Source organism: Frigoribacterium sp. Leaf44 (assembly GCF_001421865.1).
Classification (GTDB): domain Bacteria; phylum Actinomycetota; class Actinomycetes; order Actinomycetales; family Microbacteriaceae; genus Frigoribacterium.
This window is the reverse complement of sequence record NZ_LMLG01000006.1, coordinates 834,234-857,641: the sequence shown is the minus strand read 5'-3', so window position 1 is coordinate 857,641 and position 23,408 is coordinate 834,234. Positions and strand designations below refer to the sequence as shown.

At 72.4% G+C, this 23,408-nt stretch carries 20 protein-coding genes; 9 read left to right on the top strand and 11 right to left on the bottom strand.

Annotated features, from left to right (window positions below):
- Window positions 1-12: 12 nt before the first annotated feature.
- The 4 genes from ASE87_RS12570 to ASE87_RS12555 are packed head-to-tail and all read right to left on the bottom strand — an operon-like array spanning window position 13 to window position 3,936.
- A complete protein-coding gene (locus tag ASE87_RS12570; RefSeq protein ID WP_056228936.1) occupies window positions 13-1,101 on the bottom strand; it encodes a phosphotriesterase in 1,089 nt (362 codons plus the stop codon).
- A complete protein-coding gene (locus ASE87_RS12565) occupies window positions 1,098-2,153 on the bottom strand; it encodes an ABC transporter permease (RefSeq protein WP_052505095.1) in 1,056 nt (351 codons plus the stop codon). The genes ASE87_RS12570 and ASE87_RS12565 overlap by 4 nt, the downstream gene beginning before the upstream one ends.
- Window positions 2,150-2,905, bottom strand: a complete 756-nt coding sequence (locus ASE87_RS12560; RefSeq protein WP_056043006.1) for an ATP-binding cassette domain-containing protein — start codon at window positions 2,903-2,905, stop codon at window positions 2,150-2,152. Before ASE87_RS12560 ends, ASE87_RS12565 begins: the two co-directional genes overlap by 4 nt.
- Window positions 2,905-3,936, bottom strand: coding sequence for a substrate-binding domain-containing protein (locus ASE87_RS12555; protein WP_056228933.1), 1,032 nt, complete (start codon window positions 3,934-3,936; stop codon window positions 2,905-2,907). Before ASE87_RS12555 ends, ASE87_RS12560 begins: the two co-directional genes overlap by 1 nt.
- A 255-nt stretch (window positions 3,937-4,191) precedes the next feature.
- On the opposite strand from ASE87_RS12555, the gene ASE87_RS12550 reads away from it, so the two are divergent.
- The gene (locus ASE87_RS12550; RefSeq protein ID WP_056228930.1) at window positions 4,192-5,217 is read left to right on the top strand and encodes a LacI family DNA-binding transcriptional regulator; all 1,026 of its coding nucleotides are present in this window, start codon (window positions 4,192-4,194) and stop codon (window positions 5,215-5,217) included.
- Between the two features lie 90 nt (window positions 5,218-5,307).
- Here the strand turns inward: ASE87_RS12550 and ASE87_RS12545 are convergent, their stop codons facing one another.
- The 4 genes from ASE87_RS12545 to ASE87_RS12530 are packed head-to-tail and all read right to left on the bottom strand — an operon-like array spanning window position 5,308 to window position 12,391.
- The gene (locus ASE87_RS12545; RefSeq protein WP_157489861.1) at window positions 5,308-6,420 is read right to left on the bottom strand and encodes a M20 family metallopeptidase; all 1,113 of its coding nucleotides are present in this window, start codon (window positions 6,418-6,420) and stop codon (window positions 5,308-5,310) included.
- Window positions 6,421-6,429: 9 nt separating this feature from the next.
- On the bottom strand, window positions 6,430-7,740 hold the full coding sequence (locus tag ASE87_RS12540) for a M1 family metallopeptidase (protein WP_056228927.1): 1,311 nt from the start codon (window positions 7,738-7,740) through the stop codon (window positions 6,430-6,432).
- Window positions 7,737-11,729: a Pls/PosA family non-ribosomal peptide synthetase gene (locus tag ASE87_RS12535; protein ID WP_056228924.1), complete on the bottom strand. Its 3,993-nt coding sequence runs from the start codon at window positions 11,727-11,729 to the stop codon at window positions 7,737-7,739. Before ASE87_RS12535 ends, ASE87_RS12540 begins: the two co-directional genes overlap by 4 nt.
- Window positions 11,726-12,391 carry a 4'-phosphopantetheinyl transferase superfamily protein gene (locus ASE87_RS12530; protein WP_157489858.1) on the bottom strand — a complete coding sequence of 222 codons (666 nt, stop codon included), beginning with the start codon at window positions 12,389-12,391 and terminating at the stop codon, window positions 11,726-11,728. The genes ASE87_RS12535 and ASE87_RS12530 overlap by 4 nt, the downstream gene beginning before the upstream one ends.
- A 152-nt stretch (window positions 12,392-12,543) precedes the next feature.
- On the opposite strand from ASE87_RS12530, the gene ASE87_RS12525 reads away from it, so the two are divergent.
- The 3 genes from ASE87_RS12525 (at window position 12,544) to ASE87_RS12515 (ending at window position 14,167) form a co-directional block, all read left to right on the top strand.
- Complete coding sequence (locus ASE87_RS12525) at window positions 12,544-12,813, top strand: hypothetical protein (RefSeq protein WP_056228919.1); 270 nt, start codon at window positions 12,544-12,546, stop codon at window positions 12,811-12,813.
- Between the two features lie 70 nt (window positions 12,814-12,883).
- The gene (locus ASE87_RS12520; RefSeq protein ID WP_056228916.1) at window positions 12,884-13,345 is read left to right on the top strand and encodes a Rho termination factor N-terminal domain-containing protein; all 462 of its coding nucleotides are present in this window, start codon (window positions 12,884-12,886) and stop codon (window positions 13,343-13,345) included.
- A 189-nt stretch (window positions 13,346-13,534) separates the two neighbouring features.
- Entirely contained in the window at window positions 13,535-14,167 is a 633-nt protein-coding gene (locus ASE87_RS12515; protein ID WP_056228913.1) for a Pr6Pr family membrane protein, read from the top strand.
- Window positions 14,168-14,193: 26 nt separating this feature from the next.
- Here ASE87_RS12515 and ASE87_RS12510 read toward each other — a convergent pair whose 3' ends face one another.
- On the bottom strand, window positions 14,194-14,766 hold the full coding sequence (locus tag ASE87_RS12510; RefSeq protein WP_056228911.1) for a YdeI family protein: 573 nt from the start codon (window positions 14,764-14,766) through the stop codon (window positions 14,194-14,196).
- A 128-nt stretch (window positions 14,767-14,894) separates the two neighbouring features.
- On the opposite strand from ASE87_RS12510, the gene ASE87_RS15855 reads away from it, so the two are divergent.
- Entirely contained in the window at window positions 14,895-16,358 is a 1,464-nt protein-coding gene (locus tag ASE87_RS15855) for a CDP-alcohol phosphatidyltransferase family protein (RefSeq protein ID WP_082452591.1), read from the top strand.
- A gap of 46 nt (window positions 16,359-16,404) precedes the next feature.
- Here ASE87_RS15855 and ASE87_RS12500 read toward each other — a convergent pair whose 3' ends face one another.
- The gene (locus ASE87_RS12500; protein WP_056228908.1) at window positions 16,405-17,139 is read right to left on the bottom strand and encodes a LysE/ArgO family amino acid transporter; all 735 of its coding nucleotides are present in this window, start codon (window positions 17,137-17,139) and stop codon (window positions 16,405-16,407) included.
- Between the two features lie 68 nt (window positions 17,140-17,207).
- Between ASE87_RS12500 and ASE87_RS12495 the strand changes: the two genes are divergently transcribed.
- On the top strand, window positions 17,208-18,209 hold the full coding sequence (locus tag ASE87_RS12495; RefSeq protein ID WP_043596453.1) for a LysR family transcriptional regulator ArgP: 1,002 nt from the start codon (window positions 17,208-17,210) through the stop codon (window positions 18,207-18,209).
- Between the two features lie 226 nt (window positions 18,210-18,435).
- On the opposite strand, the gene ASE87_RS12490 is transcribed toward ASE87_RS12495, so the two are convergent.
- On the bottom strand, window positions 18,436-20,646 hold the full coding sequence (locus ASE87_RS12490) for an NADP-dependent isocitrate dehydrogenase (protein ID WP_056228905.1): 2,211 nt from the start codon (window positions 20,644-20,646) through the stop codon (window positions 18,436-18,438).
- A gap of 617 nt (window positions 20,647-21,263) precedes the next feature.
- Between ASE87_RS12490 and ASE87_RS12485 the strand changes: the two genes are divergently transcribed.
- From ASE87_RS12485 to ASE87_RS12475, 3 genes are read left to right on the top strand one after another with little or no spacing between them, the layout of a single operon-like run.
- Window positions 21,264-21,524 (top strand): hypothetical protein, encoded by a 261-nt coding sequence (locus ASE87_RS12485; protein WP_056228903.1) that lies wholly within the window; start codon window positions 21,264-21,266, stop codon window positions 21,522-21,524.
- Entirely contained in the window at window positions 21,521-22,525 is a 1,005-nt protein-coding gene (locus tag ASE87_RS12480; RefSeq protein WP_235472296.1) for an ATP-binding cassette domain-containing protein, read from the top strand. Before ASE87_RS12485 ends, ASE87_RS12480 begins: the two co-directional genes overlap by 4 nt.
- Window positions 22,522-23,259, top strand: a complete 738-nt coding sequence (locus tag ASE87_RS12475; RefSeq protein ID WP_056228901.1) for a hypothetical protein — start codon at window positions 22,522-22,524, stop codon at window positions 23,257-23,259. Before ASE87_RS12480 ends, ASE87_RS12475 begins: the two co-directional genes overlap by 4 nt.
- Window positions 23,260-23,408 lie beyond the last annotated feature (149 nt).

Sequence of the window (23,408 nt, the reverse complement as noted above, 5' to 3'; positions counted from 1 at the left end):
CGACGTCGCCCCTCAGCGGGTCAGGGCGGCGCCCTCGAAGAGGTCGCGGACGTTGCGGGTGCCGACGCCGTGCACGATCTCGGCGTCGACGCCGAGGTCGGTCAGCCGGTCGAGGAACACCGCGGGGACGTACGAGAGGCCGTTGCCCCCGTGCTTGCGCAACATGCTCTTCAGGAAGAGGTCGTGGCTGAACAGCAGACGGCGGCCGAACCCGGCCGAGGCCAGGCGGGCGATCGCCGTGGCCGTCTCGACCGGCGAGGGCGACTGCCCCTCACCCGGCAGGGAGAAGCGGTACGGCATGCCGATCATGTCGAACTCGAGCCAGACCCCGCGCTCGGCGAGGCTGCGCTGGTAGTCGGGGTCGCTGCCCGACGGGTCCATGTGGCAGAGGACGACCGCCGTGGGGTCGACGCCCTCGTCGCGCAGCACGACGTCGAGCACGCGACCGCCGTGCCGGACGAACCCGGGCAGGTGCACGAACATCGGCAGGCCGGTCTCGCGCTGCAGCCGGCAGGCCGCCCGGAGCGAGCGCTCCTCGCGCTCGGTGAAGCCCGGCGAGACGCCGATCTCGCCGATCACGCCCGAGCGGGGCACACCGGTCTCGGCCGGATCGGACCGGTACTGCGCGACCAGGCGGGCGGCCAGGTCGTCGACGGTGTCGCGGCCCGTGGCCTCGGGGTGGAACCGCTCGAGGTACCAGCCGCCGCCGGTGACGACGTTCACCCCGCTGCGGCGCGAGATCTCGGCGAGGCGGCGCGGGTCACGGCCCTGACCGTCCGAGGTCAGCTCGACGACGGTGCTGCCGCCGAGCTCGCGGAACGCCACGAGCTCGTCGACCGCGTCGTCGTCGCCGTCGAGCACGCAGTTGTCGCGACAGGCGAGCGGGCGGTCGCGCAGCAACCAGGCGATCTCGGGCGTGACCGGCGCGTCGAACAGCTCGGGGAAGTCGGGGTCGGGCTCGAGCCCGCCCTCCTCGATGCTGTTGATCAGGTGCTCGTGCGGCAGCGTGTAACCGAGGCGGTCGCTCGGCACGGGGCCGGTGACCGTCTGCACGTCGACGACCGTGGTCGTCTCGACGCCGAAGCCACCGACGCGGCTCATCGGGTCACCCGCTTGCGCACCAGGTCGGTGAACGAGCCGCCGCGCAGGTTGATCCAGATGACGATGATGAGCAGGCTGCCCGTCACGATGGGCACGATGTAGGGGCTCAGGCCGAGCAGCGTGAGGCCGTTGGTGATGACGCCGGTCAGGATGGCCCCGATCGCCGTGCCGATCACGCTGCCCTTGCCGCCGAGCAGGTTCGTCCCGCCGATGACGACGGCCGTGATGACGGTCATGGCGAAGTCGACGCCCGAGTTGGCGTCGCCCGACCCCAGGCGGGCCGCCGTGATGATGCCGGCCGCGCCGGCCGCCGTGCCGCTGAGCACGAGGGCCATCATCTTGACGAAGCGGGTGTCGACGCCCGCCCGGCGGACCGACTCCTCGTTCGAGCCGATGCCGGTGATGTACTGGCCGAACCGCATGCGCTGCAGCCCCACGATGCCGACGCCGACGATGATCAGCGCGAGCCAGGCCGGGTACCCGAGCCCGAACAGCCGGCCCTGACCGACCTGGGCGAAGATCAGCCCCGAGCCGATGGCGATCGAGTAGCCCTTCGTGATCAGCAGGGCGACGCCCCGCACGATGGACATGGTGGCCAACGTGACGATGAAGGACGGGATGCCCTGGTAACTCGAGAACCAGCCGTTGACCAACCCGCAGAAGGCTCCGACGGCCAGGCAGATGACGATCACCAGGACCGACTCGAGACCGGCCCGCAGCAGGACCGCCCCGATCACCGACACCAGCGCGAGCGTCGACCCGACCGAGAGGTCGATCATGCCCGCCGTGATGACGAAGGTCATCGCGACGGCCACGATCGCCGCAGGGGCCACCTGCACGGCGACGTTCCGCAGGTTCGTGCCGGTGAGGAAGGTCGGGGTCGCCACCGAGAAGACGACGATGACGACGAGCGTCACGACGAGCATCAGCAGGGTGGACTTGTTGACGCGTTGCAGGGCTTCCCAGCGGCGCTCGCGCACGTCGGTGGAGCCGTGTCCACGACCCGGCTCGGGGCCGTCGGTGCGGGTGGGGTCAGAGGTCGTCGCGGTCATGCGGCAGCGCTCCCTTCACGGGTGATCATGTCGACGAGCGACTCGATGGTGAGGTCGTCGATGCGGGCGTCGTCGACGCTGCGCCCCTCGTACATCACGGTGATGCGGTCGCAGACCCGGAAGAGGTCCTGCAGCCGGTGGGTGATCAGGATGACGCCGACCCCTCGGGCCGCGACCTCCTTGATGAGGCGCAGCACCGACTCGACCTCGGTGACGGCGAGGGCGGCGGTCGGCTCGTCGAGGATCAGGACGTCGGGGTCGACCGACGCGGCGCGCGCGATGGCGACCGACTGGCGCTGACCACCCGACAGCTGCGAGATCAGCTGGTGCGTGGACGTCACGCGGACGCCGAACTCCTTGAGCACGGCCGTGGCCTCGGCGTGCATCGCCCCGACCTTGAGGAAGGGCCCGACCCTCGGCTCGCGGCCGAGGAACAGGTTGGCGGCGACGTTGAGGCTGTCGCAGAGGGCGAGGTCCTGGTAGACGATGCCGATGTCCTCGGCCTGGGCGTCGCTCGGGGACTGGAACCGCACCTCCTTGCCCTTGATGCTGATGCGGCCGCCGTCGTGCTGGACCGAACCGGCGAGCACCTTCATCAACGTGGACTTGCCGGCGCCGTTGTCGCCGACCAGGCCGAGCACCTCGCCGCGCGCGAGGCGCAGGTCGACGCCGCGCAGGACGTCGACGGCGCCGTACGACTTGCGGATGCCCTCGAGTTCGACGAGCAGGTCGCCGGTGGTGACGTCGGTCATCAGCCCTCCAGGTAGTACGAGAAGTCGGCCAGGTTGTCGGGCGTGACGATCGTGATCGGCACGTCGACGGTCGCCGGCACCTCGGCGGTGCCGCAGGCCAGGTTGATCGCGGCCTTCGCGGCCTCGTAGCCGAAGCCGAAGGTGTCCTGCTGGATGACGGCCTCGACGTAGCCGTCCTGCAGACCCTCGACGGCCGAGGGCGAGAGGTCCCAGCCGACGATCGTGACGCGATCCTGGGCGCCCTGGCTCTTGACCGCCGCGATGGCACCGTTCAGCGCGGGCTCGCCCGTGGCGTAGATGTACTCGAGGTCGGGGTTGCCGGTCAGCAGGTTCTCGGCCGCGGCCTGGGCGTCCTCGTTCACGTTCTGACCGTCGACGATCGTGCCGATGGTCATGCCCCCGGCCTCGACGGCGTCGGTGAAGCCGTTCTGGCGTTGGATCTGGATGGCGCTGTTCAGCGCGCCGACGACACCGACCTCGCCCTCGCCCCCCGTGATGTCGAGGAAGGCCTTCCCGAGCTGGGCGCCGCCGTCCTCGTTCGCCGTGCCGACGTACGAGTCGATCGCCGAGGCGTCCTCGACCGAGCCGTCGGCCGCGACGACCGGGATGCCCGCGGCCTTCGCCGCGGTGAGCGCCGGGATCAACGCGGTCGCGTCGACCGGGTCGACGATGAGCGCGTCGACGCCCGAGGCGACGAGGTTCTCGACGCCCGAGACCTGGGTGGCGCTGTCGTTGTCGCCGCTGACGATCTGCAGGTCGGCCCCGGCCTCGTCGGCGACGTCCTGCACGCCCTCGTTCATCTGGGTGAAGAAGGCGGTCTGCTCGTTGATGTCGACCATGCCGAGCTGCAGGGTGCCGCCGCCGTCGGGTGAACACGCCTGGGGGACGTCGGTGGGTGCCGGGCGGGTCGAGGTCGAGCCGCCGGACGCGGAACCGGAGGCGGTGGTCGAGGACGAGTCGCAGCCGGCGAGGGTGCCGATGGCGATGGCGCCCACGGCGAATGCGGCGAGGACGGTACGGGTCGTGGGCATGAGGAGCCTTCCTGGGGAGGACGAGGTGGAGCATGCGGGACTGGCGAGGGGGCGATCTCGGAGGGGTCGAGATCGATGGGCAATCGATTTCCGTCGGGAACTGCGTCAAGAGTGACGCCTTCGTGTTTCGAGTGTCAACACCTTTGTGTTTCCGACGTGTAAAAGAGATCTCGGACGGGCAATCGTTTTCCCACGGGGGGACGATACGATGTCGGCATCACCCGTCGCCGCCGGCGGCCGCGCCCTGAGGAGCCCATGAACGCCGTCACCATCTCGGACGTCGCCCGCCGGGCGGGCGTCTCCCCGGCGACGGTCTCCCGCGTCATGTCGGCGTCCCGCCCGGTCGGCCGCGAGGTCGAGGCCCGGGTGCGGCTCGCGGCCGACGAGCTGGGCTACTCGGGCAACGGCATCGCCCGTGCCCTGCGCACCCGCCGCACCGACACGGTCGGCATGGTCGTGCCGAGCATCCTCAACCCGTTCTTCACGACCCTGGTCGACAGCCTCGAGAGCGCGCTGCACGGAGAAGGCAAGCAGTTGTTCCTCTGCGACTCGCGGCAGGACCCCGCCGTCGAGGCCGACCACCTGCGGTCGCTGATCGAACGACACGTCGACGGCATCGTGGTCAGCCCGGTGCACGACACCGAGAGCGCGGCGGCCGTCGCCGCGTCCGCCCGGGCCGTCCCGTTGGTGCAGCTCGACCGCCGGGTCGACGTCGCCGGCACCGACTGGATCGGCCTCGACGACGCCGAGGCGATGAAGCTGGTCCTGACGCACCTCGCCGAGACCGGTGCCCGCTCGGCCGCGTTCGTGACCTCCGAGCTGACGAACTCGTCGACGACCCTGCGCCTCCGGGGCTTCCGGCACTGGGCGGCCGAACTCGGCATCCGCGAGGTGCGCGACGGGGTCGTGCTCGGCGACTACTCGGTCGACAGCGGCGACGCGGCGGCCCGCCGGCTGCTCGCCTCCGACGACCGCCCGGACGCCATCGTCTGCGCGGACGACCTGATCGCCATGGGTGTGTTGCGGGCGGCCCGCGAGCTCGGGGTGTCGGTGCCCGACGAGCTGCAGGTCACGGGCTTCGACGACATCGTCTTCGCCTCGTACGTGACCCCGGCCCTGACGACGCTCGCCCAGCCCACCGACCGCATGGCCGGCGAGGCGCTCAGGCTGCTCTCGCTGCGCGGGTCCGACGACGGCGGACGAGGAGGCGCGCGCGTCTCGTTCGCGCCCCGCCTGGTCCGACGACAGAGCACGCGCTCGACGGCTCCCGCGCCCGCCTGAGCCGCGCCCGCCGGACCAGCGTCCGCGCCCGCCCGAGCCGCGCCCGCCGGACCCGTGTCCGCCCGAGCCGACGGGACCGACGACCGTCGGTCAGTGCTCGGCCGCCCACCGTTCGCCGACGCGACCGAACTGCTCGACCGCCCTCAGCACCGCGTCGACCGACACGGACTCGTCCACCGTGTGCACGACGGTCGGGTCGCCCGGGCCCCAGACCACGACGGGCACGCCGTCGTCGAGCGACCGCACGAGCACCGAGGCGTCCGTGAAGTACGAGGCGGGCGCCTCCGAGACCGGGGCCTCGAGCCCGGCGAGCCAGGGATGGTCGCGTGGGGTCCACACGGCGGCCAGGTCGAGGTCGACGCGGACGTCGGCCACCTCGGGCTGACCACGCCACCAGGCGACGAGCTCGCCGACGTCGTCGCGGACGACCCGCAGGTCGATGCGCGCCTCGCAGACGTCCGGCACGATGTTCGGCACGCTGCCACCCGAGACGACGCCCACGTTGACCGTCTCGCGCCCGAGGTCGGCGTGGGCCGAGAGCGGCAGGTCGTCCAGACGCCCGAGCACCGCCACCAGGTCGAGGATCGCGTTGTGGCCCCGTTCGGGCGTGCTGCCGTGCGCGGCGACGCCCGAGGTGCGCACCGTCAACCAGAGGGCACCGCGGTGGCCGAGGACGACCCGCCCGTCGGTCGACTCGGGGATCACGACGGCTCCGACCCGGCGGCCGGCGAGCAGGTCGACGACCGCGGGGGCACCGAGGCAGCCGACCTCCTCGCCCGTCGAGACGGCGAGCGCGACGGGTGCGCCCTGGCGAAGGAGGTCGCGCACGGCGACGATCGAGGCCGCGAGACCGGACTTCATGTCCGAGGCTCCCCGTCCGTGCAGGCGGTCGCCGACGACGGTCGAGGCGAAGGGGTCGTGGGTCCAGGCCGAGGCGTCGGTCACCGGCACGACGTCGGCGTGCGACGCGAAGACGAGCAGCGGCCTGTCGGAGGCGACGGACGTCGGCGAGACCAGGAGGGCCGCGGGCTCACCGTCGGCCCCGGGGGCGAAGGCGACCCGCGCCTCCTGCACACCCTCGAACTCGAACGCCACACGGCGGAGGACGGCCGCCTCGCCGGGCGTGCCGCTCGTCGAGTCGATCGCGACGAGGTCGCGCAGCAGGGCGATCACGGGCACCTCGGACGGCGTCGGGGCGGTCATGCCGTCACGCTATCGCCACGACAGGGGCGGCAGGGCACGCTCGTCGAGCCAGGGGCGCAGCAGGGGCCCGACCGGGTGGCCCGAGACGCGCGTCGCGAGGGCGACGAAGTCGGCCGAGGTCGCCACGTGATGCCGGTACTCGGCGGTCCAGGCGCGCATCACGTCGAAGAACGCGTCGTCGCCGACCGCCGAGCGAAGCGCCTGCACCGCGAGCGCCCCGCGCTTGTAGACGCGATCGTCGAACATCAGGTCGGGGCCGGGGTCGCCGACGACGATGTCCTGCGGAGCCTCGAGCAGTCGGGCGTGTGCCCGGGCGGCGAGCGACGCGGCCGACGGACCGCCCGAGGCCTCGGACCAGATCCACTCGGCGTAGCAGGCGAAGCCCTCGTTCAGCCAGATGTCGCGCCAGGTCGTCAGGCCCACGCTGTTGCCGAACCATTGGTGCGCCAGTTCGTGCGCGATCAGCCGACGCGACCCGCCCGCCCCGTCGGCGTGGTTCGCCCCGAAGATGGCGAGGCCCTGGGCCTCGAGCGGGATCTCGAGGTCGTCGTCGGTGACCACCACCGAGTACGACGCGAACGGATACGGGCCGAACCGCTCGACGAAGCAGGCCATCATGTCGGCCACCTCGCCGAAGTCACGACCGATCCGCGACCGCATCGCGGGCACCCCGGCGAAGACGCCGGGCACTCCTGCGAGCACGACCGGCACCAACTCGTAGCGGCCGATCTGCACCGTCGCGAGATACGACGCCGTGGGCTCGGGCTGTTCGTAGACCCACGTCGTGCGGCCGGACCGCGTGTGCCGGTCGGTCAGCTCACCGTGGGCGACGACGGCGTAGGGCTGCTCGGTCGTGACCTGCACCCGGTAGGTCGCCTTGTCGGCCGGGTCGTCGTTGCAGGGGAACCAGGTCGGTGCCCCGTTCGGTTGCGAGGCGACGAGGGCGCCGTCGGTCAACTCCTCCCAGCCGAGGGTGCCCCAGCGGGTGCGACGGGGAGCGGGAGGACCCGAGTACTCGACGACGACCTCGACGGGCTCACCCGGCACGGTCACGTCCGGCAGCGTCACCGTCAGCTTCGTCGCCGACTGGGCGTGCCGCGCCTTGTGCCCGTCGACCCGCACCTTCGCGGCACGCAGGCGCAGCAGGTCGAACGCGAGCGTGCTCCGGGCCTCGGTCGGCACGACCGTGATGGTCGCGACGCCGTCCAACCGGTTCGTCGCGACGCGGTACCCGATCTCGAGGTCGTACGAGCGCACGCCGTAGCCGTCGTTGCCGCTCTCGGGTGTGTAGCCGTCCGTGGTCGCCGCCGAACCGGTCACCGGGTGACGGCGTGGTAGTCCGCGAACGTGACGTCCCTCCAGGGCCCGATGGGGTTGCCGCTCCACCGGCTGCCGACGGGCACGACCTCGCCGCGCATCACGAGCGAGGCGGGGCCGACGGTGGCGTGCTCGCCGAGACGGGCCGCGGGCAGCACGACGCTGTGGGGGCCGAGGGTCGAGCCGGCGGCCAGGGTGACGGTGTCCATGCTCATGATTCGATCATGGAACAGGTGCGTCTGCACGACGCATCCTCGATTCACCGTCGACGCGTCGTCGAGTCGCACCAGGTCGGCCTCGGGCAACCAGTAGCTGTCGGTCCACACGCCGCGACCGATCGAGGCCCCGAGCGAGCGAAGCCACCAGACGAGGGCCGGGGTGCCGGCCGCCGCGTGGGCGAACCAGGGGGCGGCGCACATCTCGGTGAAGGTGTCGGACACCTCGCTGCGCCAGACGAACGACGACCAGAGCGGGTGCTCGCCGGCCCGGATGCGCCCGACGAGCGCCCACTTGGCGAGTGTCGTGACACCGGCGGCCGCCGCCCCGACGGCGAGCATCACGACGCCGCTGACCGCGGCCGTCGCGCCGACCCCGATCGCGTCGACCAGCGCCCACAGCCCGACGACCAGCCCCAGGCCGATGCCGCAGGTGACGACGACGGGCACGATGCGGCTGAGCTCCCACGCGATGCGGGCCACCCGGAGGTGCGTGGCCGGGCGGAAGGTGCGGGTCTCGTCGGCGACGGCGACCGTGCGGCGCAGGCGCACCGCGGGTGAACCGAGCCACGACGACCCCGCCTTGGACTTGCGCGGAGCCGACGAGAGCACGGCCACCAGACCGTCCTTCGGCACCTTGTGGCCCGGGGCGGTCATGCCCGAGTTGCCCAGGAACGCCCGCCGACCGATCTCGGCCCGCGCCACGCGCAGCCAGCCGCCGCCGAGCTCGTACGACGCGACGAGCGTGTCGTCCGCCAGGAACGCCCCGTCCCGGACGGTCGTCATCGACGGCAGCAGCAGGACGGTCGACGCCTCGACGTCACGCCCGATCTCGGCACCGAGCAGGCGCAGCCAGACCGGCGTGAACAGGCTCGAGTAGAGCGGGAACAGCAGGGTGCGCGAGAGATCGAGCAGGCGCTCGGTGCTCCAGACCTGCCAGCCGACCCTCGACCGCACCGCGAAGGTGCCCTCGGTCACCCCCAGGGCCCAGAGTCGGGTGAGCGCGACGACCAGCACGGCGGCCACCAGCCCGGCCACGAGCGTGCCCGGCACCAGGAGGGCGAGGGCGCGCCACCACGCGTCCGTCAGCGAACCCGCACCCCGCACACCGAGCGCGACGACCGCGCCTCCTGCACTCACCGAGACCACCGGCAGCAACGCGACGACGATCGCCGACGCCCCGTAGGCGACGAACCAGCGGGTCGGCGAGGGCGGCCGATCCTCCGGCCACCAGGCGCGGGTGCGGCCGATGCGCTCGGCCGGCGAACCGGCCCAGTGCTGACCCGAGGGCACCCGTCCGAAGACCGCCGACCCGGGCGCGATCGAGGCGTTCTTGCCGATGCGGGTGCCCGGCAGCAAGGTGCTGCGCATGCCGATCGTGCTGCCCGCCCCGATGCGGATCGCCCCGATGCGCACGACGTCGCCGTCGATCCAGTGGCCGGCCAGGTCGACCTCGGGCTCGACCGACGCCCCGCGACCGATGCGCAGCATGCCGGTGACCGGCGGCAGGGCGTGCAGGTCGACGTCGGGCGCGATCCGGGCGCCCAGGGCACGCGCGTAGTAGCTGATCCACGGGGCGCCGGCGAGTCCGACCGCCCCGATCTGGTGGGCGACCTGCTCGGCCAGCCAGAGCCGGAGGTGCACGCTGCCGCCGCGCGGATGATCGCCCGCCTCCACCCCCCGGAGGAGGAGGCGCGAGGCCAGCACCGAGATCGCCATGCGTCCCGGCGGGGTCACGAACACGACGATCGCGACGACGAGCAGGCGGCCGTCGACCGCGGGCAGGGCGTCGAAGCCGCTCCACCAGCGCAGCACCGTGCTCGCGGTCAGGGCGTAGGTCAGCCAGCGCGCGCCCGACAGCACGAGGAGGGGCACCCCGAGCAGGGTCTGCAGCCACTGCGTGCGTCGGGGTGTCGGCACCGACCGGTGGAAGTCGGCGGGCGAGGCCTCGTCGTCGACGTCCGCCACGGACAGGGCCTCGGCCAGGGCACCGAGCCGGGGGTGCGAGTAGATCTCGGCGACGGTGAACTCGGGGTCGAGTTCCCGGAGCCGGGCCACGAGCTGCGCCGCGGCCAGCGATCCCCCGCCGAGGTCGAAGAAGTTCGCGTAGGCGTCGGGGACGGGCACGCCGAGCACCTCGCGCCAGCGTTCGGCGACGAGCTGCTCGACCGGGGTCATCGAACCGGCACCGACGGGCCCGCCACCGGCACCGTCGCCACCGGACGTCGCGTCGACCAACGGCCACGGGAGCGCGTCGCGGTCGATCTTGCCCGACGTCTTCGTCGGCAGGTCGCCGGTGACCAGCGCCAGCAGCGGCACCAGGGCGGCCGGGAGTTCGTCCCGGAGGCGCACGAGGGCGGCCCCCCGATCGAACGCCTCGGCCGACGCGACGGCCAGGTAGCCGACCAGCACCTGGTTGCCGGCGGCCGTGGTCCGCACCGCCGCGGCGGCGCCGCCCACCCCGGGCAGGGCCTGCAGCGCGGTCTCGATCTCACCGAGCTCGATGCGGCGCCCGCCGACCTTGACCTGGTCGTCGGCCCGCCCCTGGAACACGAGCCCGGCCCGGTCGAACCGCACCAGGTCACCGCTGCGATAGGCGCGCTCCCAGCCGAGCTGCTCGTGCGGCGCGTACTTCTCGGCGTCCTTGGCAGGGTCGAGGTAGCGGGCCAGGCCGACGCCGCCGATGATCAGCTCGCCGATCTCGCCCTCGGCCACGGGCTCGCCGGCCGCGTCGACGACCGCGACGTCCCAGCCGTCGAGCGGCAACCCGATGCGCACGGTCTCGCCTGCCCGGACCAGCGACCCCGTGGCGACGACCGTCGACTCGGTCGGCCCGTAGGTGTTCCACACCTCGCGGTCGTCGCCGACCACCCGGTCGACGATCTCGGGCGGTAACGCCTCACCGCCGAAGATCAGCAGCCGCACGCTCTCGAGGGCCTCGTCGGGCCAGAGGGCGGCGAGCGTCGGGACGGTCGACACGACGGTGATCCCGTGCGTGACGAGCCACGGACCGAGGTCGGCCCCGGACCGCACGAGGCTGCGCGGGGCCGGCACCAGGCAGGCGCCGCTGCGCCAGGCGAGCCACATCTCCTCGCACGAGGCGTCGAACGCGACCGAGAGCCCGGCCAGCACCCGGTCGCCCGGCCCGAGGGGCTCGACGCCCGGCGACGACAGGAACATCCGCGCCTCGGCGTCGGCCAGGGCGGCCGCCGAACGGTGACTCGCGGCGACGCCCTTCGGCGTGCCGGTCGAGCCCGAGGTGAAGATCACCCAGGCGTCGTCGGCCGGGGTGGGCAGCCGGTCGGCGTCGGCGAGCGCCGCGCCCCGTCCGCTGACGTGGGCGGCCGGCGCCGCGAGCACGAGGCTCGCGGGTCGATCGGCGTCGCGCAGGGTGAAGCGGCCACCCGCCGAGACGATGCCCACGACGCCTGCCTCGCCGAAGACCAGCTCGGCTCGCTCGTCCGGGTCGTCGGCGTCGACCGGCACGTAGGCGGCCCCGGCGGCCAGGACGGCCAGGATCGTCAGGTAGAGCGTCGAGTCGCCCGACGGCATGCGCACGCCGACGCGGTCCCCGCGTCGGACCCCGGCGTCGGCGAGAGCCCGCGCGGCGGCCTCGACGCGGACGACGAGCTCGGCGTAGCTCAGGGCACCCCGCTCGTCCTCGAGCGCCGAGGCGTCGGGGTGGGCGAGCGCGGTCGCCCGCAGCACGTCGACGAGGGTGCGGGCCGCGGGGGCATCGGGCGAGCCGGCGATCACGCCGGGCGGGGTCTGACTCACGGCCGCACGCTAAGGACGTCAGGTGACGCGTCGGTGAACACGGGGCGGGACAGCCCGTCGCCCGCGACCGCGAGGACGACGTCGGCGACCGATTCGAGGTCGTGGACCGTCCCCCGACGGCCGTCCGTCCTCGTGCCGTCGGGCCGCCGTGACAGCCGGATCGTCGACATCGCGGTGGTCAGCCCCTCCCCCGTCGACTTGAGCAGCGCCTCCTTCCGCACCCAGGCGCGCAGCACGTCCACGTCGACGTCCTCGGGACTCACGTCGGGCCGGAGGTGCTCGAGCGCACCGGCCGGCCGGGCCCGCTCGACGTCGACGCCGACGGCGGCCCCGGTCCGGAGCGCCACGGCCGCCCAGCGTCCGCTCCGGCTCAGGCTCACGTGCAGGTCGTCCGCCGTCCGCAGCACCGGGCGACCGTGTCGACCACCGCAGCCCCGGCACGGCTCCCGGTCGAAGACGAGGCTCGCAGCGTCGCGACCGGTGCAGGACGAGACGAGGAGGCGCAGCGCACGATGGGCCGCCAGGTACCGTCGGGCGTCGGTCGCGTCCGCGAAGGCCGCCGCACGGGCCCGTTCGTGCTCGTCGCCGACCTCCGGTGCCGTCGGCCCCCCGGCATCCGGATCGCGGTCGACGTCGAGCAGCCACACCCGAGCGCTCGTCATGGCAGGCGAGCCTAGCCCGCGCCGATCCCGCACCCAGGGGCCGTTCACCTGCCGTTCGCCTGGTCGGGCAACGATCGGGCCCGCGTCCGCGACCGTCCCGACCGGCCCGCGACGGCCCGCCACCCGTTCCCTCACCCGAGAGGCCCCCGACCATGGCCAAGAAGATCCCGACAGCCCTCGCCGACCTCGTCGACGCCCTCGAGCACCACGCCGAGGTCGTCACGGCGAAGTCCTCGTCGTCCAAACGACTCGGTCGCGCCACCGCGAAGGTCCGCCGCGCCGCCGCCACGTACACCGACGTGGTCGCCGCACGGACGGGTCAGCCGAACCCGTTCGTGGACTTCCTCGACCCCGAGACGATCGAGTCGCTGCGCGCCGAACGGGACCGCATGGCGAACGACAAGTCGTCACAGGTCGACTGACAACCGTCCCAGGTGGCCGTGCCACGCTCTGGTGCACGATTTCCGCACGTTCGAGAGAGGGGCCTCACCCGTGGCCGACCAGAAGAAGCTCAAGAAATCCGCCGCCAAGGCCTACGACAAGGCCGAGGACGCCGTCACCGACGCCCGGGCGGCCGTCGCCGAGGCCAAGCGCCGGGCGAAGAAGCTCGCCAAGAAGGCCCGCCCCTCGGTGAAGCCGCTCGAGAACGCGCTCGACGACGCCGCGAGCGGCCTGAAGAACGCCAAGAAGACGGCGAAGGGCGCCGGGCAGGCCTCGAAGACTTCCTCGTCGACCCCGTCGTCCACCGCCCCGGCCGAGCCGCGCTCGATCTACACCCCGCCCCTGCCCGAGGTCGACGAGACGACCGTGCAGCTGCCCGACGGCCACGACGCCCACGTCGACCTGCACGCGCAGACGCTCGTCGCGCTGCGCGCCCTCGCCCGGACGAAGGGCATCACGAACGTGTCGCGGTACCCCAAGGCCACCCTGATCGAGAAGATCGAGCAGGCCTGACCCGGGCGTCGGCGTCCGACCCCGGCCGGGCGCCTGCCCGCCTGCCCGACGTTCGTCTCCGGTCGCACCGCCGACTGAACGTCGCACCGCCGATGTGCGCGGTGCGACGTCCAGACGGCGGTGCCATCGGCGGCAGGTGGGCGAGGGCAGGAGGGCCGTCGCATCCGCCGCGCTCACTAGGGTGAGGACATGACGCGCGCTCAGCTCATGGTCCCGTACCGGTTCGCCTTCGCCACGCTCGCCCTCGTGGCCGTCGCCGCCCAGTTCGCGGACACCCTCGAGAACGACTACAGCGTCGTCAACTTCTTCTCGTTCTTCACGAACCTCAGCAACCTGTTCGCCGTCGTGGTCTTCGTCGTCGGCGGCGTCCGCACCCTGCGTCGTCGCCCCGGCAGCCGAGCCTGGGACGTCGTCCGGCTCGTCTCGGTGGTGAACATGGTGTTCGTCGGCCTCGTCTTCAACGTGTTGTTGACCGAGGTGGCCGGGGGCGTCCTGCCCTGGGTCAACGTCGTCGTGCACATGGTGATGCCCGTCGCCGTGCTGGTCGACTGGCTCGTGCTGCCCGCCGGTCGCCGCCTGCCCTGGTCCGCGGCGGCGACGGGGCTCGTCGTGCCCGTGCTCTACAGCGTGTACTCGCTCGTCCGTGGGGCCGTCACGTCGTTCTACCCGTACCCCTTCTACGACCCGGAGGCGCTGGGCGGCTACGGTCCCGTGGCGCTCTACATGGTCGTGCTGCTCGTCGCACTCGCCGTGCTGTCGGTGGCCCTGGTCGGTCTGGCGCGCCTGGCCGGCCGCTTCTGGAAGCAGCGCTCGCGCCGCTGACGCGACCCGCGCCTCCTGCGCTCGGCTCAGCGGTAGTGCTGCTCGCCGCGGGCCGCCGCCGCGACCACGTCGCGGATGCGCGCCGCGCGGGTCTCCGGCCGCTTGAGCGCGGCCAGCCGGAAGTACACCCGGAACCGCTCGGTCTTCGTCAGCGACGCGAAGTGGGCGGCCGCCGCCGGGTCGGCGTCGAGAGCGGCCTGCAGGTCGTCCGGAGGCGCGGCGTCCTTCTGTCGATAGGCGGCGTCCCAGCGCCCGTCGGCCTTCGCCCGGTCGACCTCGGCCTGCCCCGCCGGGGTCATGAGCCCCTCGGCGACGAGGCGGGCGACGTGCTCGCGGTTCACCTGGGACCACGGGCTGTCCTTCCGCCGCGGTTGGAACGCGGTGAGCGTGAAGTCGTCGTCGAGCCGACTGGTCTGACCGTCGATCCAGCCGTGGCAGAGGGCGACGTCGAGCGCCTCGGACCAGGTCATGCCCGGCCTCGTCGACCGCACCTTGCGGAGCGTCAGCCGCACCCCGCCCACGTCGGGGTCGCCCTCGAGGTACTCGCGCCACTGCTCGACCGTCACGTCGAGCACGGGCTTGTCCGCGAAGCTGACCATGCCGCGACCCTACCGACTCGGACCGACCCGCATCCGCCCCGCGGCCGACACCGTCCCGTCCCCCGGACGACCACGCCCCCGTCCCCCGGTCGACGCGCCCCTCAGCGCCCCTCCCCTAGCCTGGCGGGATGGACCTCATCGGGTGGATCACCGACGTCGGCTCGTCGTTGCCGACCCCGCTCGTCTGGGCCCTGGGCGCCCTGTTCTCGTTCACCGAGTCGGGGCTCGGCCTCGGCGTCTTCGTGCCGGGCGAGACGATCGTGCTGCTGCTCGCCGCGACCTTCGACAGCCCCTGGCCGGCGGTCGCGTTCTTCGTCTCCGTGGCGATCGGCGGCTCGCTCGGCGACCACGTCGGCTACCTGCTCGGTCGCCGCTTCGGCACGGGGTTCCGCGACACGCGCATCATCCGCCGGATCGGCGTCGACAGCTGGGACCGTGCCGTCGCCGTCCTCGAGCGTCGAGGGGCGGCCGCGGTGTTCCTCACCCGCCTCGTGCCGGTGGTCCGCACCCTGACGCCGGCGGCCGCCGGCGTCGCGAAGGTGCCCTACCGGTCGTTCCTGCCCGCGTCGCTCGGCGGGGCGCTGACCTGGGCCGCCGTCTACGTCGGCATCGGGTTCCTGCTGCGGTCCTCGCTCGAGGCGGCGCAGGAGTACCTCGGGCAGTTCTCGTCGTGGGCGCTGATCGGCGCCGCGCTGATCGTCGCGATCGTGTTCGTCGTGCGGCTCGTGCGCCGGCGTCGGGCGGCAGCCGCCGACGACGCGGACGGCACCGTCGACGAGACGGTCGCCGCCGACGACGCGGAGGCCCGCGACGCCGAGGCCCGCGACGTCGCTGAGACCCCCGACGACGCAGCGGACGCGGAGGCGCGGGTCGACGACCGCGGGCCCGTCGCGTCCGCCGTCCACGCGGCCGGGCACGCCGTGGCCGATCCCGTCGTCGCGGGGGCGTCCGCCTCGGGCGAGTTCGTCGCGGAGCACCTGTCGTCCCGTCGGCTCGGCGCCCTGCGCCACCGCCTCTTCGAGGTGGACGACTGGCGGACCGTGCCCAACGCGATCACGGCTGCGCGCCTCCTGCTGTTGCCGCTCTTCGCCGGCCTGCTGATCGCCGAGCTCTGGTGGCCGGCCCTCGTCGTGATCGCGGTCGTTTTCGCGACCGACTGGCTCGACGGGTTCGTGGCCCGGCGCACCGACTCCGTCTCGGTGCTCGGATCGTGGCTCGACCCCGTGGCCGACCGGTTGACCGTGGTCGTCGTCGCCGTGGCGTTCGCGACGGCCGACGTCTTCGGCTGGCAGGAGGCCGTGCTGCTGATGGTGCCCGACGTGCTGCTCGCGATCGGCGCCGTGCTCGCGTTCCGCGGCGACCCCGCGTTGCCGGTCTGGTGGGCCGGGCGGCTGCGCACCGGGCTGTGCTTCGTCGGCCTCGCGGTGCTGCTGCTCGGGGTGGCGCTCGACGGCCCCGAGTGGACGACCGTGATCGGCGTCGGGTACCTGGTCTTCCTGGTCGGGCTGGTGTTCCACTACGTGTCGGCGGTGCACTACGCACGGGTGATGCTCGTCCGCTGGCAGCGAGCCATCGCCGAGCGTCCGGTCTGACGTCGGACCGGCTCGACATCGGACCGGGTCGACCGACCTGGCACCGTCAGAGTCCGAACAGCAGCCGCAGTCCGAGGGCCACCATGACGACGGCGATCACCGCGTCGAGCACCCGCCAGGCGACCGGCTTCGCGAACAGGGGACGCAGGAGGCGCGCGCCGAACCCCAGCGCCGAGAACCACACGAGACTCCCCGCGATCGCTCCGGCTGCGAACCACCAGCGCAGGTCGGGCGGCTGGTGGTTCGCGACCGAGCCGAGGAAGACGATCGTGTCGAGGTAGGTGTGGGGGTTGAGCCAGGTGAAGGCGAGGGCACCGAGGACGGCCGGGACGACCCGGGCGGGCGAGACGGCGCGCCCGGCAGCCGGTGGGCGGGGGCCCTGCGCGACGGGTGGGGCGCCGTCGGCCGGCACCGCGCCTCCTGCGGTGACGCCGACTCGAGCCGACTCCGGCGCGACGTCGACCGTCAGCGCGCCGACCGGGCGGATCGCCCGCTTCGCGGCGAAGGCGCCGTAGACCAGCAGGAACCCGGCCCCGACGAGCTGGACGACGACCACCGCCTGCGGTGCCGCCTCGACGAGCGCCCCGACCCCGGCCACCCCGGCGCTGATCAGCACGGCGTCGCTCACGGCGCAGACCACGACGACCGGCACCACGACACGGGTCACGGCCTGGAGCCCGACGCGGAGCACGTAGGCGTTCTGGGCACCGATCGCGACGATCAGGGCGAGGCTCGTGCCGAAGCCGAACAGGACGGCGGGAAGCACGGTCGCGAAGGTCATGCCGCCACGCTAGGGCCGCCCCGAGCATCGCGCCAACTCATGTTCGCGATGGTGCATAAGCTCTGCTCATGGCCCGTTTCGCACTCGACCAGCTGGACACGCTGCGCACGATCGTCGACGAAGGCACCTTCGAGGCGGCCGCGCGACGCCTGCACGTGACGCAGTCCGCCGTGTCGCAGCGCATCAAGCAGCTCGAGCGTGCGGCCGGGCAGGTGCTGTTGCGACGCACCACGCCGGTCACCACGACCGACGCCGGTGACGTGTTGCTGCGTCACGCCCGCCAGGTCGACCTGCTCACCTCGGACGCGTCGGCCCGGCTCGGCGGTGGCGGGTTCGACGGGGGCGACGGAGCCGATCACCCATCCCACGATCCCGTCCCCACGACCCTGCCGATCGCCGTCAACGCCGACTCGACGGCGACCTGGTTCCTCGACGCGCTGGCCGCCGTCCCGCCGACCGTGCCGGTGGTGTTCGACCTGCGCCGAGCCGACCAGCAGCACACGGCCGAGCTGCTGCGCTCGGGGGACGTGCTGGCCGCCGTCACCGCGACCCGGGAGCCCGTGCAGGGCTGCAGCTCGGAGCCGCTCGGCGTCATGCGGTACCGAGCCGTCGCGAGCCCCGGGTTCGTCGAGCGGTGGCTGGGCGGCGGGCCGGACGGTCTCGGGCGCACGGGCGCGACGAGCGCGGGCGTCACGTCGGGTGCGGGCAGCACACCGGACGCCTCCGACCACGGGAAGCTCGACCGCGCCCCGATGGTGGTCTTCGACCGCACGGACGACCTGCAGCACGACTTCGTGCGACGCCTCACGGGCCGTGAGCCGCTCGCTCCCCGGCACCACGTGCCCGCGTCGGCGGACTTCGCCCGGGCCGTCGTGCTCGGCCTTGGCTGGGGCATGCTGCCCGAGGCCCAGGCCGGCCCCGAACTCGACGCCGGGCGCCTGGTCGAGCTGGCCGCCGCCGACCCGGTCGACGTGCCGCTCTTCTGGCAGCGCTGGACCCTCGCGTCCCCCCTGCTCGACGCCGTCACCGACGCCGTCCGCGCCACCGCCCGCCACGCCCTGCACCCCTGACGTCGGCCCGCTCCCCCACCCCGCACGGAGCACCGAGTGGGCAGAAGATGCTGCTCGGCGGCCCACGAAGAGCATCTTCTGCCCACTCGGTCCCGACGGCGACCCCCGGGCCCGCCACCGGCCCGAACCCGACGGGCGACCGACCCGACGAGTGCCCGACCCGACGGACGACAGGAGGCGCGGTGCCGACCGGCACCGCGCCTCCTGCTCTCGAGAGCTTCGCGCCCTACAGCGTCGCGAGCGCCTCGTTCAGCGTGCGCGACGGACGCATCACGGCCTCGGTCTTGGCGGCGTCGGGGTGGTAGTAGCCCCCGATGTCGACGGCCGTGCCCTGGGGTGCGATCAGTTCGGCGACGATCGCCTCTTCGGACCCGCCGAGGGTGGCGGCCAGCCCGGCGAAGGCAGCGGCCAGTTCGGCGTCGTCGGTCTGGGCGGCGAGCTCGTCGGCCCAGTACTTGGCCAGGTAGAAGTGGCTGCCGCGGTTGTCGATCGAGCCGAGCTTGCGGCCGGGCGACTTGTTCTCGTCGAGGAAGGTGCCCGTGGCGCGGTCGAGCGTGTCGGCGAGGATCTGTGCCCGCGCGTTGTCGGTCGACGTCGCGAGGTGCTCGAAGCTGACGGCGAGGGCGAGGAACTCGCCCAGGCTGTCCCAGCGCAGGTAGTCCTGCTCGACGAGTTGCGAGACGTGCTTCGGAGCCGAGCCGCCGGCACCCGTCTCGAACAGGCCGCCGCCGTTGATCAGCGGCACGACCGAGAGCATCTTGGCCGAGGTGCCGAGCTCCATGATGGGGAACAGGTCGGTCAGGTAGTCGCGCAGCACGTTGCCGGTGACCGAGATGGTGTCGTCGCCGCGGCGGATGCGCTCGAGCGAGAACGCCATCGCATCGACGGGCGAGAGGATCTCGATCTGCAGGCCCTCGGTGTCGTGCTCGGCGAGGTAGGTGCGGACGAGGCCGATCAGGGTGGCGTCGTGGGCACGGGTCTCGTCGAGCCAGAACACGGCGGGCGTCTGGCTGGCGCGCGCACGGGTGACCGCGAGCTTGACCCAGTCGCGGATCGGGACGTCCTTCGTCTGGCAGGCGCGCCAGATGTCGCCCGTGGCGACCTCGTGCTCGATCAGCGTCTCGCCCGCCTGGTTCACGACGCGGACGGTGCCGTCGCCGGGTACCTCGAAGGTCTTGTCGTGCGAGCCGTACTCTTCGGCGGCCTGGGCCATGAGGCCGACGTTCGGCACCGAGCCCATGGTGGCGGGGTCGAAGGCGCCGTTCGCGCGGCAGTCGTCGAGCACGGCCTGGTAGATGCCGGCGTAGCTCGAGTCGGGGATGACCGCGAGGGTGTCGTGCTCGCCGCCGTCGGGGCCCCACATGTGACCCGAGGTACGGATCATGGCGGGCATCGACGCGTCGACGATGACGTCGCTCGGCACGTGCAGGTTCGTGACGCCCTTGTCGGAGTCGACCATGGCCAGGTCGGGCCCGTCGGCGATGCCACGGTCGAACGCAGCCTTGATCTCGTCGCCGTTCGGCAGCGCCGCGAGGCCCTGCAGGATGCCGTTGAGGCCGTTCGCGGGGTCGAGCCCGGCAGCCTCCAGGTCGGCACCGTACTGCTCGAACACCCGCGGGAAGAACGCGCGGATCACGTGACCGAAGAGGATCGGGTCGCTGATCTTCATCATCGTGGCCTTGAGGTGCACCGAGAACAGGACGCCCTCGGCCTCGGCCCGGGCGATCTGGGCGTCGAGGAACTCGTGCAGCGCGGCGACGTGCAGCACGGTGCCGTCGACGACCTCGCCGGCCAGCACGGGGATCGACTCGCGCAGCACGCGGGTCTCGCCGTCGGTGCCGACGAACTCGATGCGCAGGGTGTCGTCGGCCGGGATGACGACGGTCTTCTCGTTCGAACGGAAGTCGTCGACGCCCATGGTCGCGACGTTCGTCTTCGAGTCGGCCGTCCAGGCGCCCATGCGGTGCGGGTGCTTGCGGGCGTAGTTCTTGACCGACAGGGGGGCGCGGCGGTCGCTGTTGCCCTCACGCAGCACGGGGTTGACCGCGCTGCCCTTGACCTTGTCGTAGCGGGCCTTGACGTCGCTCTCGGCATCGGTCGACGGCGAGTCGGGGTAGTCGGGGAGGTCGTAGCCCTGCGACCGGAGTTCTGCCACCGCGGCCTTGAGCTGCGGCATCGAGGCCGAGATGTTCGGCAGCTTGATGATGTTGGCCTCGGGCGTCTTCGCCAGGGCTCCCAGCTCGGCCAGGGCGTCGCCCTGGCGCTGCTCGTCGGTGAGGCGCTCGGGGAACTGGCTGATGATGCGGGCCGCCAGCGAGATGTCGCGGGTCTCGACGTCGACTCCCGCGGTCTTGGCATAGGCCTGGATGATGGGCAGGAACGAGTAGGTCGCCAGCATCGGCGCCTCGTCGGTCAGCGTGTAGATGATCTTCGCCATGCGGCAGGTGCTCCCTCGTTGTCGGGCATGCGTGTGCTCGGTGGTGCTGCCTCTACGCTACCGCGCAGAAGTCTCTCGACATGAAGATACATGCCCCATCTGGACGGCTCCCGCAGGCCGCACCCTGGGGACGAGTCGTCGAGATGTCACGACGTGCCCGCAGGGCAGGAGGTGCGGATCGGCCCGGCAGCCGGGCGTCGCGTTCGTCGAGCGCAGGCCACCCAGGGATGCAGGCAGCACGGCACCGCAGCTCCGACCGCCATGAGAAGACATCCAACCCCCCTTGCTGCGCCTTCCGAGCTGATGCAGCACCAGCCCACGCAACCTGAGCCCGCCGACTTCGATCCCGACGCGCCCGCCGGGGCGAGACCCGAGGCCGCGCACGTCGATACCACTCGGACGGTGACACGGCCCGACGTTTCCACAGGTGCATCTTTGCCCTTGCATCCGCAATGACAGAGGCGACATATTGGTGACGCGGGCGAGCACGAGGCCGGCGCGATCGCGAATCTGCTGACGGCTTGGGAACTCTGGAATTACTTCCACTGATCCGTTACGGGGGCGGAGCCCTCAGGGCCCCGACCCCGTAACCTCACATCACGAAAGAAGAAGTCCTGTTGTCTGCCCCGCACGAGCCCGCCCATGCCACCCGCGCCCGGATCACCGCCTTGTCCGGCCTGGCCGTTTCGCTCTCCCTCCTGACCTGCTTCGCGATGATGGAGCACTGGCCCGCGCCATTCATCCCGTTGGCCGGCGGCGTCTGGTTTCTCAGCCTGGCGACCCGACGATCGCCCAGAGGACCGCAACCAATCGCGGCGTTCTTCCTCGTGTCCGCGTGCGCTGTGACGTCCATCCTCATCCTCGCCGCTCGCGCGTGAACGTCGTGGTCCGCGAAAGCGCGGCCGTCTCGGTCCGCAACCTGACCAAGACCTACGGGCGACGGGTCGTCGTCGCCGACGTGAGCTTCGAAGCCGGAGCGGGCCGCGTGACGGCTTTGCTCGGGCCGAACGGGGCAGGCAAGTCGACGACGCTGCGGGCAATGCTCGGGCTGGTCCGCCCGACGAGCGGCACCGCGCTCTTCGACGGACTGCCCTTCGCTGAGATCGAGCGGCCGGGTCGCATCGTCGGTGTCCTGCTCGACGCGAGCGCGGGCCACGGTGGACGCACCGTCTACGAGACAGCTCGCCTCGGAGCACTGGCGATCGGCGTCTCGTCGCATCGTGTCGACACTTGTCTCGGTCTCGTCGGCTTGTCGAGTGTGGGCGACCGCCGGGTTGGTTCGCTGAGTCTCGGCATGCGTCAGCGTCTCGGCCTCGCCGTCGCCTTGCTGGGCGAGCCGACGACGCTGATCCTCGATGAGCCGGGCAACGGCCTCGACCCCGAGGGGCTCCGCTGGTTGAACGACTTCGTCGTCGCTTTCGCCCGGGGCGGTGGCGGCGTCCTGCTGTCGAGCCACCACCTCGGGGACATCGAGACGATCGCCGACGACGTCGTCATCCTCGACCGCGGCCGCGTCGTCCACGCCGGGCCGGCGCGAGCCGCCGGCCTGACGAACGTCGCCTTCGCCAGCACGGATGACGACCGGCTAGTTCGAGCCCTCGTCGACGACGAGGTGACGGTCGGCCGAGGGCGGGATGCCACGACGCGCCTCACCGCCGCGACCACGGCCGATCACGTCGGACGCCTCTCGGTGACCCTTGGCATCCCGCTGACCCATCTGTCCGAGTCGCGTCAGTCACTCGAGTCGTTCTTTCTCGACCAGACCTCGGGCGAACATGCAGCCCGCCCGTCCACGGCACAGGGGCTCCTGAGGGGGACGTCACCGCTCGTGCCCGTTCACGCGCCCACGGCCACGTCCACTCCGAAAGCGACCTCATGACCCCGTGGCCCGTCCTCTTGCTCATCGAGGTCATGAAGGCGACTGATACCCGGGCTGCCCGAGGGCTCTTCGCCGCCATCGCACTTCTCGGCGCCGGCGCGGTCGCTCTGTCCCAGGCCTCCGACGCGTCGCTCGAAACCTTCGTGAGCGGCGTCGGCATCCCACTCACGGTCCTTCTTCCCGTCGTCGCCGTGCTCGCGGTGACGGGTGACTGGAACGGGCGGTCCGCCCTCGCGACGTTCACTCAGACGCCGCGGCGACTCCTCGTCCTCACAGCACGCCTCGTCGCCATCGTCGGGCTCGTCCTCGGCGTCGCCCTCGTCACGGCCGCCGCTGCGGCACTCGCGTTCGTGGTTCTGCACCCCGACCTGCTGGCGACCACCGACTGGCGGGCGGTGACGACGGCCGCCGGCGGAGTCGTCGCCCTCGCAGTAGCAGCGGCCCTGACCGGCACGGCCGTCGGATCGCTGCTGCTGAACACACCCCTGGCCATCGTCGTCACCATGCTGCTGCCGCTCACCTTCGACATCGCGGCTGCGCTCCTCGTCCCGACCGCGGCCCCGTGGATCTCGACGCTCGCCTTCGCGGCCTGGCTCGCCCAACCACACCCGGGCTGGGCGGACGGCCCCGGCGACATCCCCGGCGCCGGGCAGGCCCTCACTTCGCTGCTGCTCTGGGTGGTGCTGCCACTCGGGCTCGGCTGGTGGCGGCAACTGCGGCGCGACGTCTCGTGAGGCCCGCCGAGATGTCACGACATGCCGCTCACGTCTGAAGCCGAGCGGCATGTCGTGACATCTCGACCAACGACTCATGCACAGGTGACGAGAAAGGCGACGACGCGTCGCACGGCCTCGACCAGCACCCCGGGGTCGCACGCGAGCCC

What these genes read in the sequence shown, in the direction of transcription:
- ASE87_RS12570 (WP_056228936.1), bottom strand. Translation starts at nt 1,101, where the DNA reads ATGAGCCGCGTCGGTGGCTTCGGCGTCGAGACGACCACGGTCGTCGAC.
- ASE87_RS12565 (WP_052505095.1), bottom strand. Translation starts at nt 2,153, where the DNA reads ATGACCGCGACGACCTCTGACCCCACCCGCACCGACGGCCCCGAGCCG.
- ASE87_RS12560 (WP_056043006.1), bottom strand. Translation starts at nt 2,905, where the DNA reads ATGACCGACGTCACCACCGGCGACCTGCTCGTCGAACTCGAGGGCATC.
- ASE87_RS12555 (WP_056228933.1), bottom strand. Translation starts at nt 3,936, where the DNA reads ATGCCCACGACCCGTACCGTCCTCGCCGCATTCGCCGTGGGCGCCATC.
- ASE87_RS12550 (WP_056228930.1), top strand. Translation starts at nt 4,192, where the DNA reads ATGAACGCCGTCACCATCTCGGACGTCGCCCGCCGGGCGGGCGTCTCC.
- ASE87_RS12545 (WP_157489861.1), bottom strand. Translation starts at nt 6,420, where the DNA reads ATGACCGCCCCGACGCCGTCCGAGGTGCCCGTGATCGCCCTGCTGCGC.
- ASE87_RS12530 (WP_157489858.1), bottom strand. Translation starts at nt 12,391, where the DNA reads ATGACGAGCGCTCGGGTGTGGCTGCTCGACGTCGACCGCGATCCGGAT.
- ASE87_RS12525 (WP_056228919.1), top strand. Translation starts at nt 12,544, where the DNA reads ATGGCCAAGAAGATCCCGACAGCCCTCGCCGACCTCGTCGACGCCCTC.
- ASE87_RS12515 (WP_056228913.1), top strand. Translation starts at nt 13,535, where the DNA reads ATGACGCGCGCTCAGCTCATGGTCCCGTACCGGTTCGCCTTCGCCACG.
- ASE87_RS12510 (WP_056228911.1), bottom strand. Translation starts at nt 14,766, where the DNA reads ATGGTCAGCTTCGCGGACAAGCCCGTGCTCGACGTGACGGTCGAGCAG.
- ASE87_RS15855 (WP_082452591.1), top strand. Translation starts at nt 14,895, where the DNA reads ATGGACCTCATCGGGTGGATCACCGACGTCGGCTCGTCGTTGCCGACC.
- ASE87_RS12500 (WP_056228908.1), bottom strand. Translation starts at nt 17,139, where the DNA reads ATGACCTTCGCGACCGTGCTTCCCGCCGTCCTGTTCGGCTTCGGCACG.
- ASE87_RS12495 (WP_043596453.1), top strand. Translation starts at nt 17,208, where the DNA reads ATGGCCCGTTTCGCACTCGACCAGCTGGACACGCTGCGCACGATCGTC.
- ASE87_RS12490 (WP_056228905.1), bottom strand. Translation starts at nt 20,646, where the DNA reads ATGGCGAAGATCATCTACACGCTGACCGACGAGGCGCCGATGCTGGCG.
- ASE87_RS12475 (WP_056228901.1), top strand. Translation starts at nt 22,522, where the DNA reads ATGACCCCGTGGCCCGTCCTCTTGCTCATCGAGGTCATGAAGGCGACT.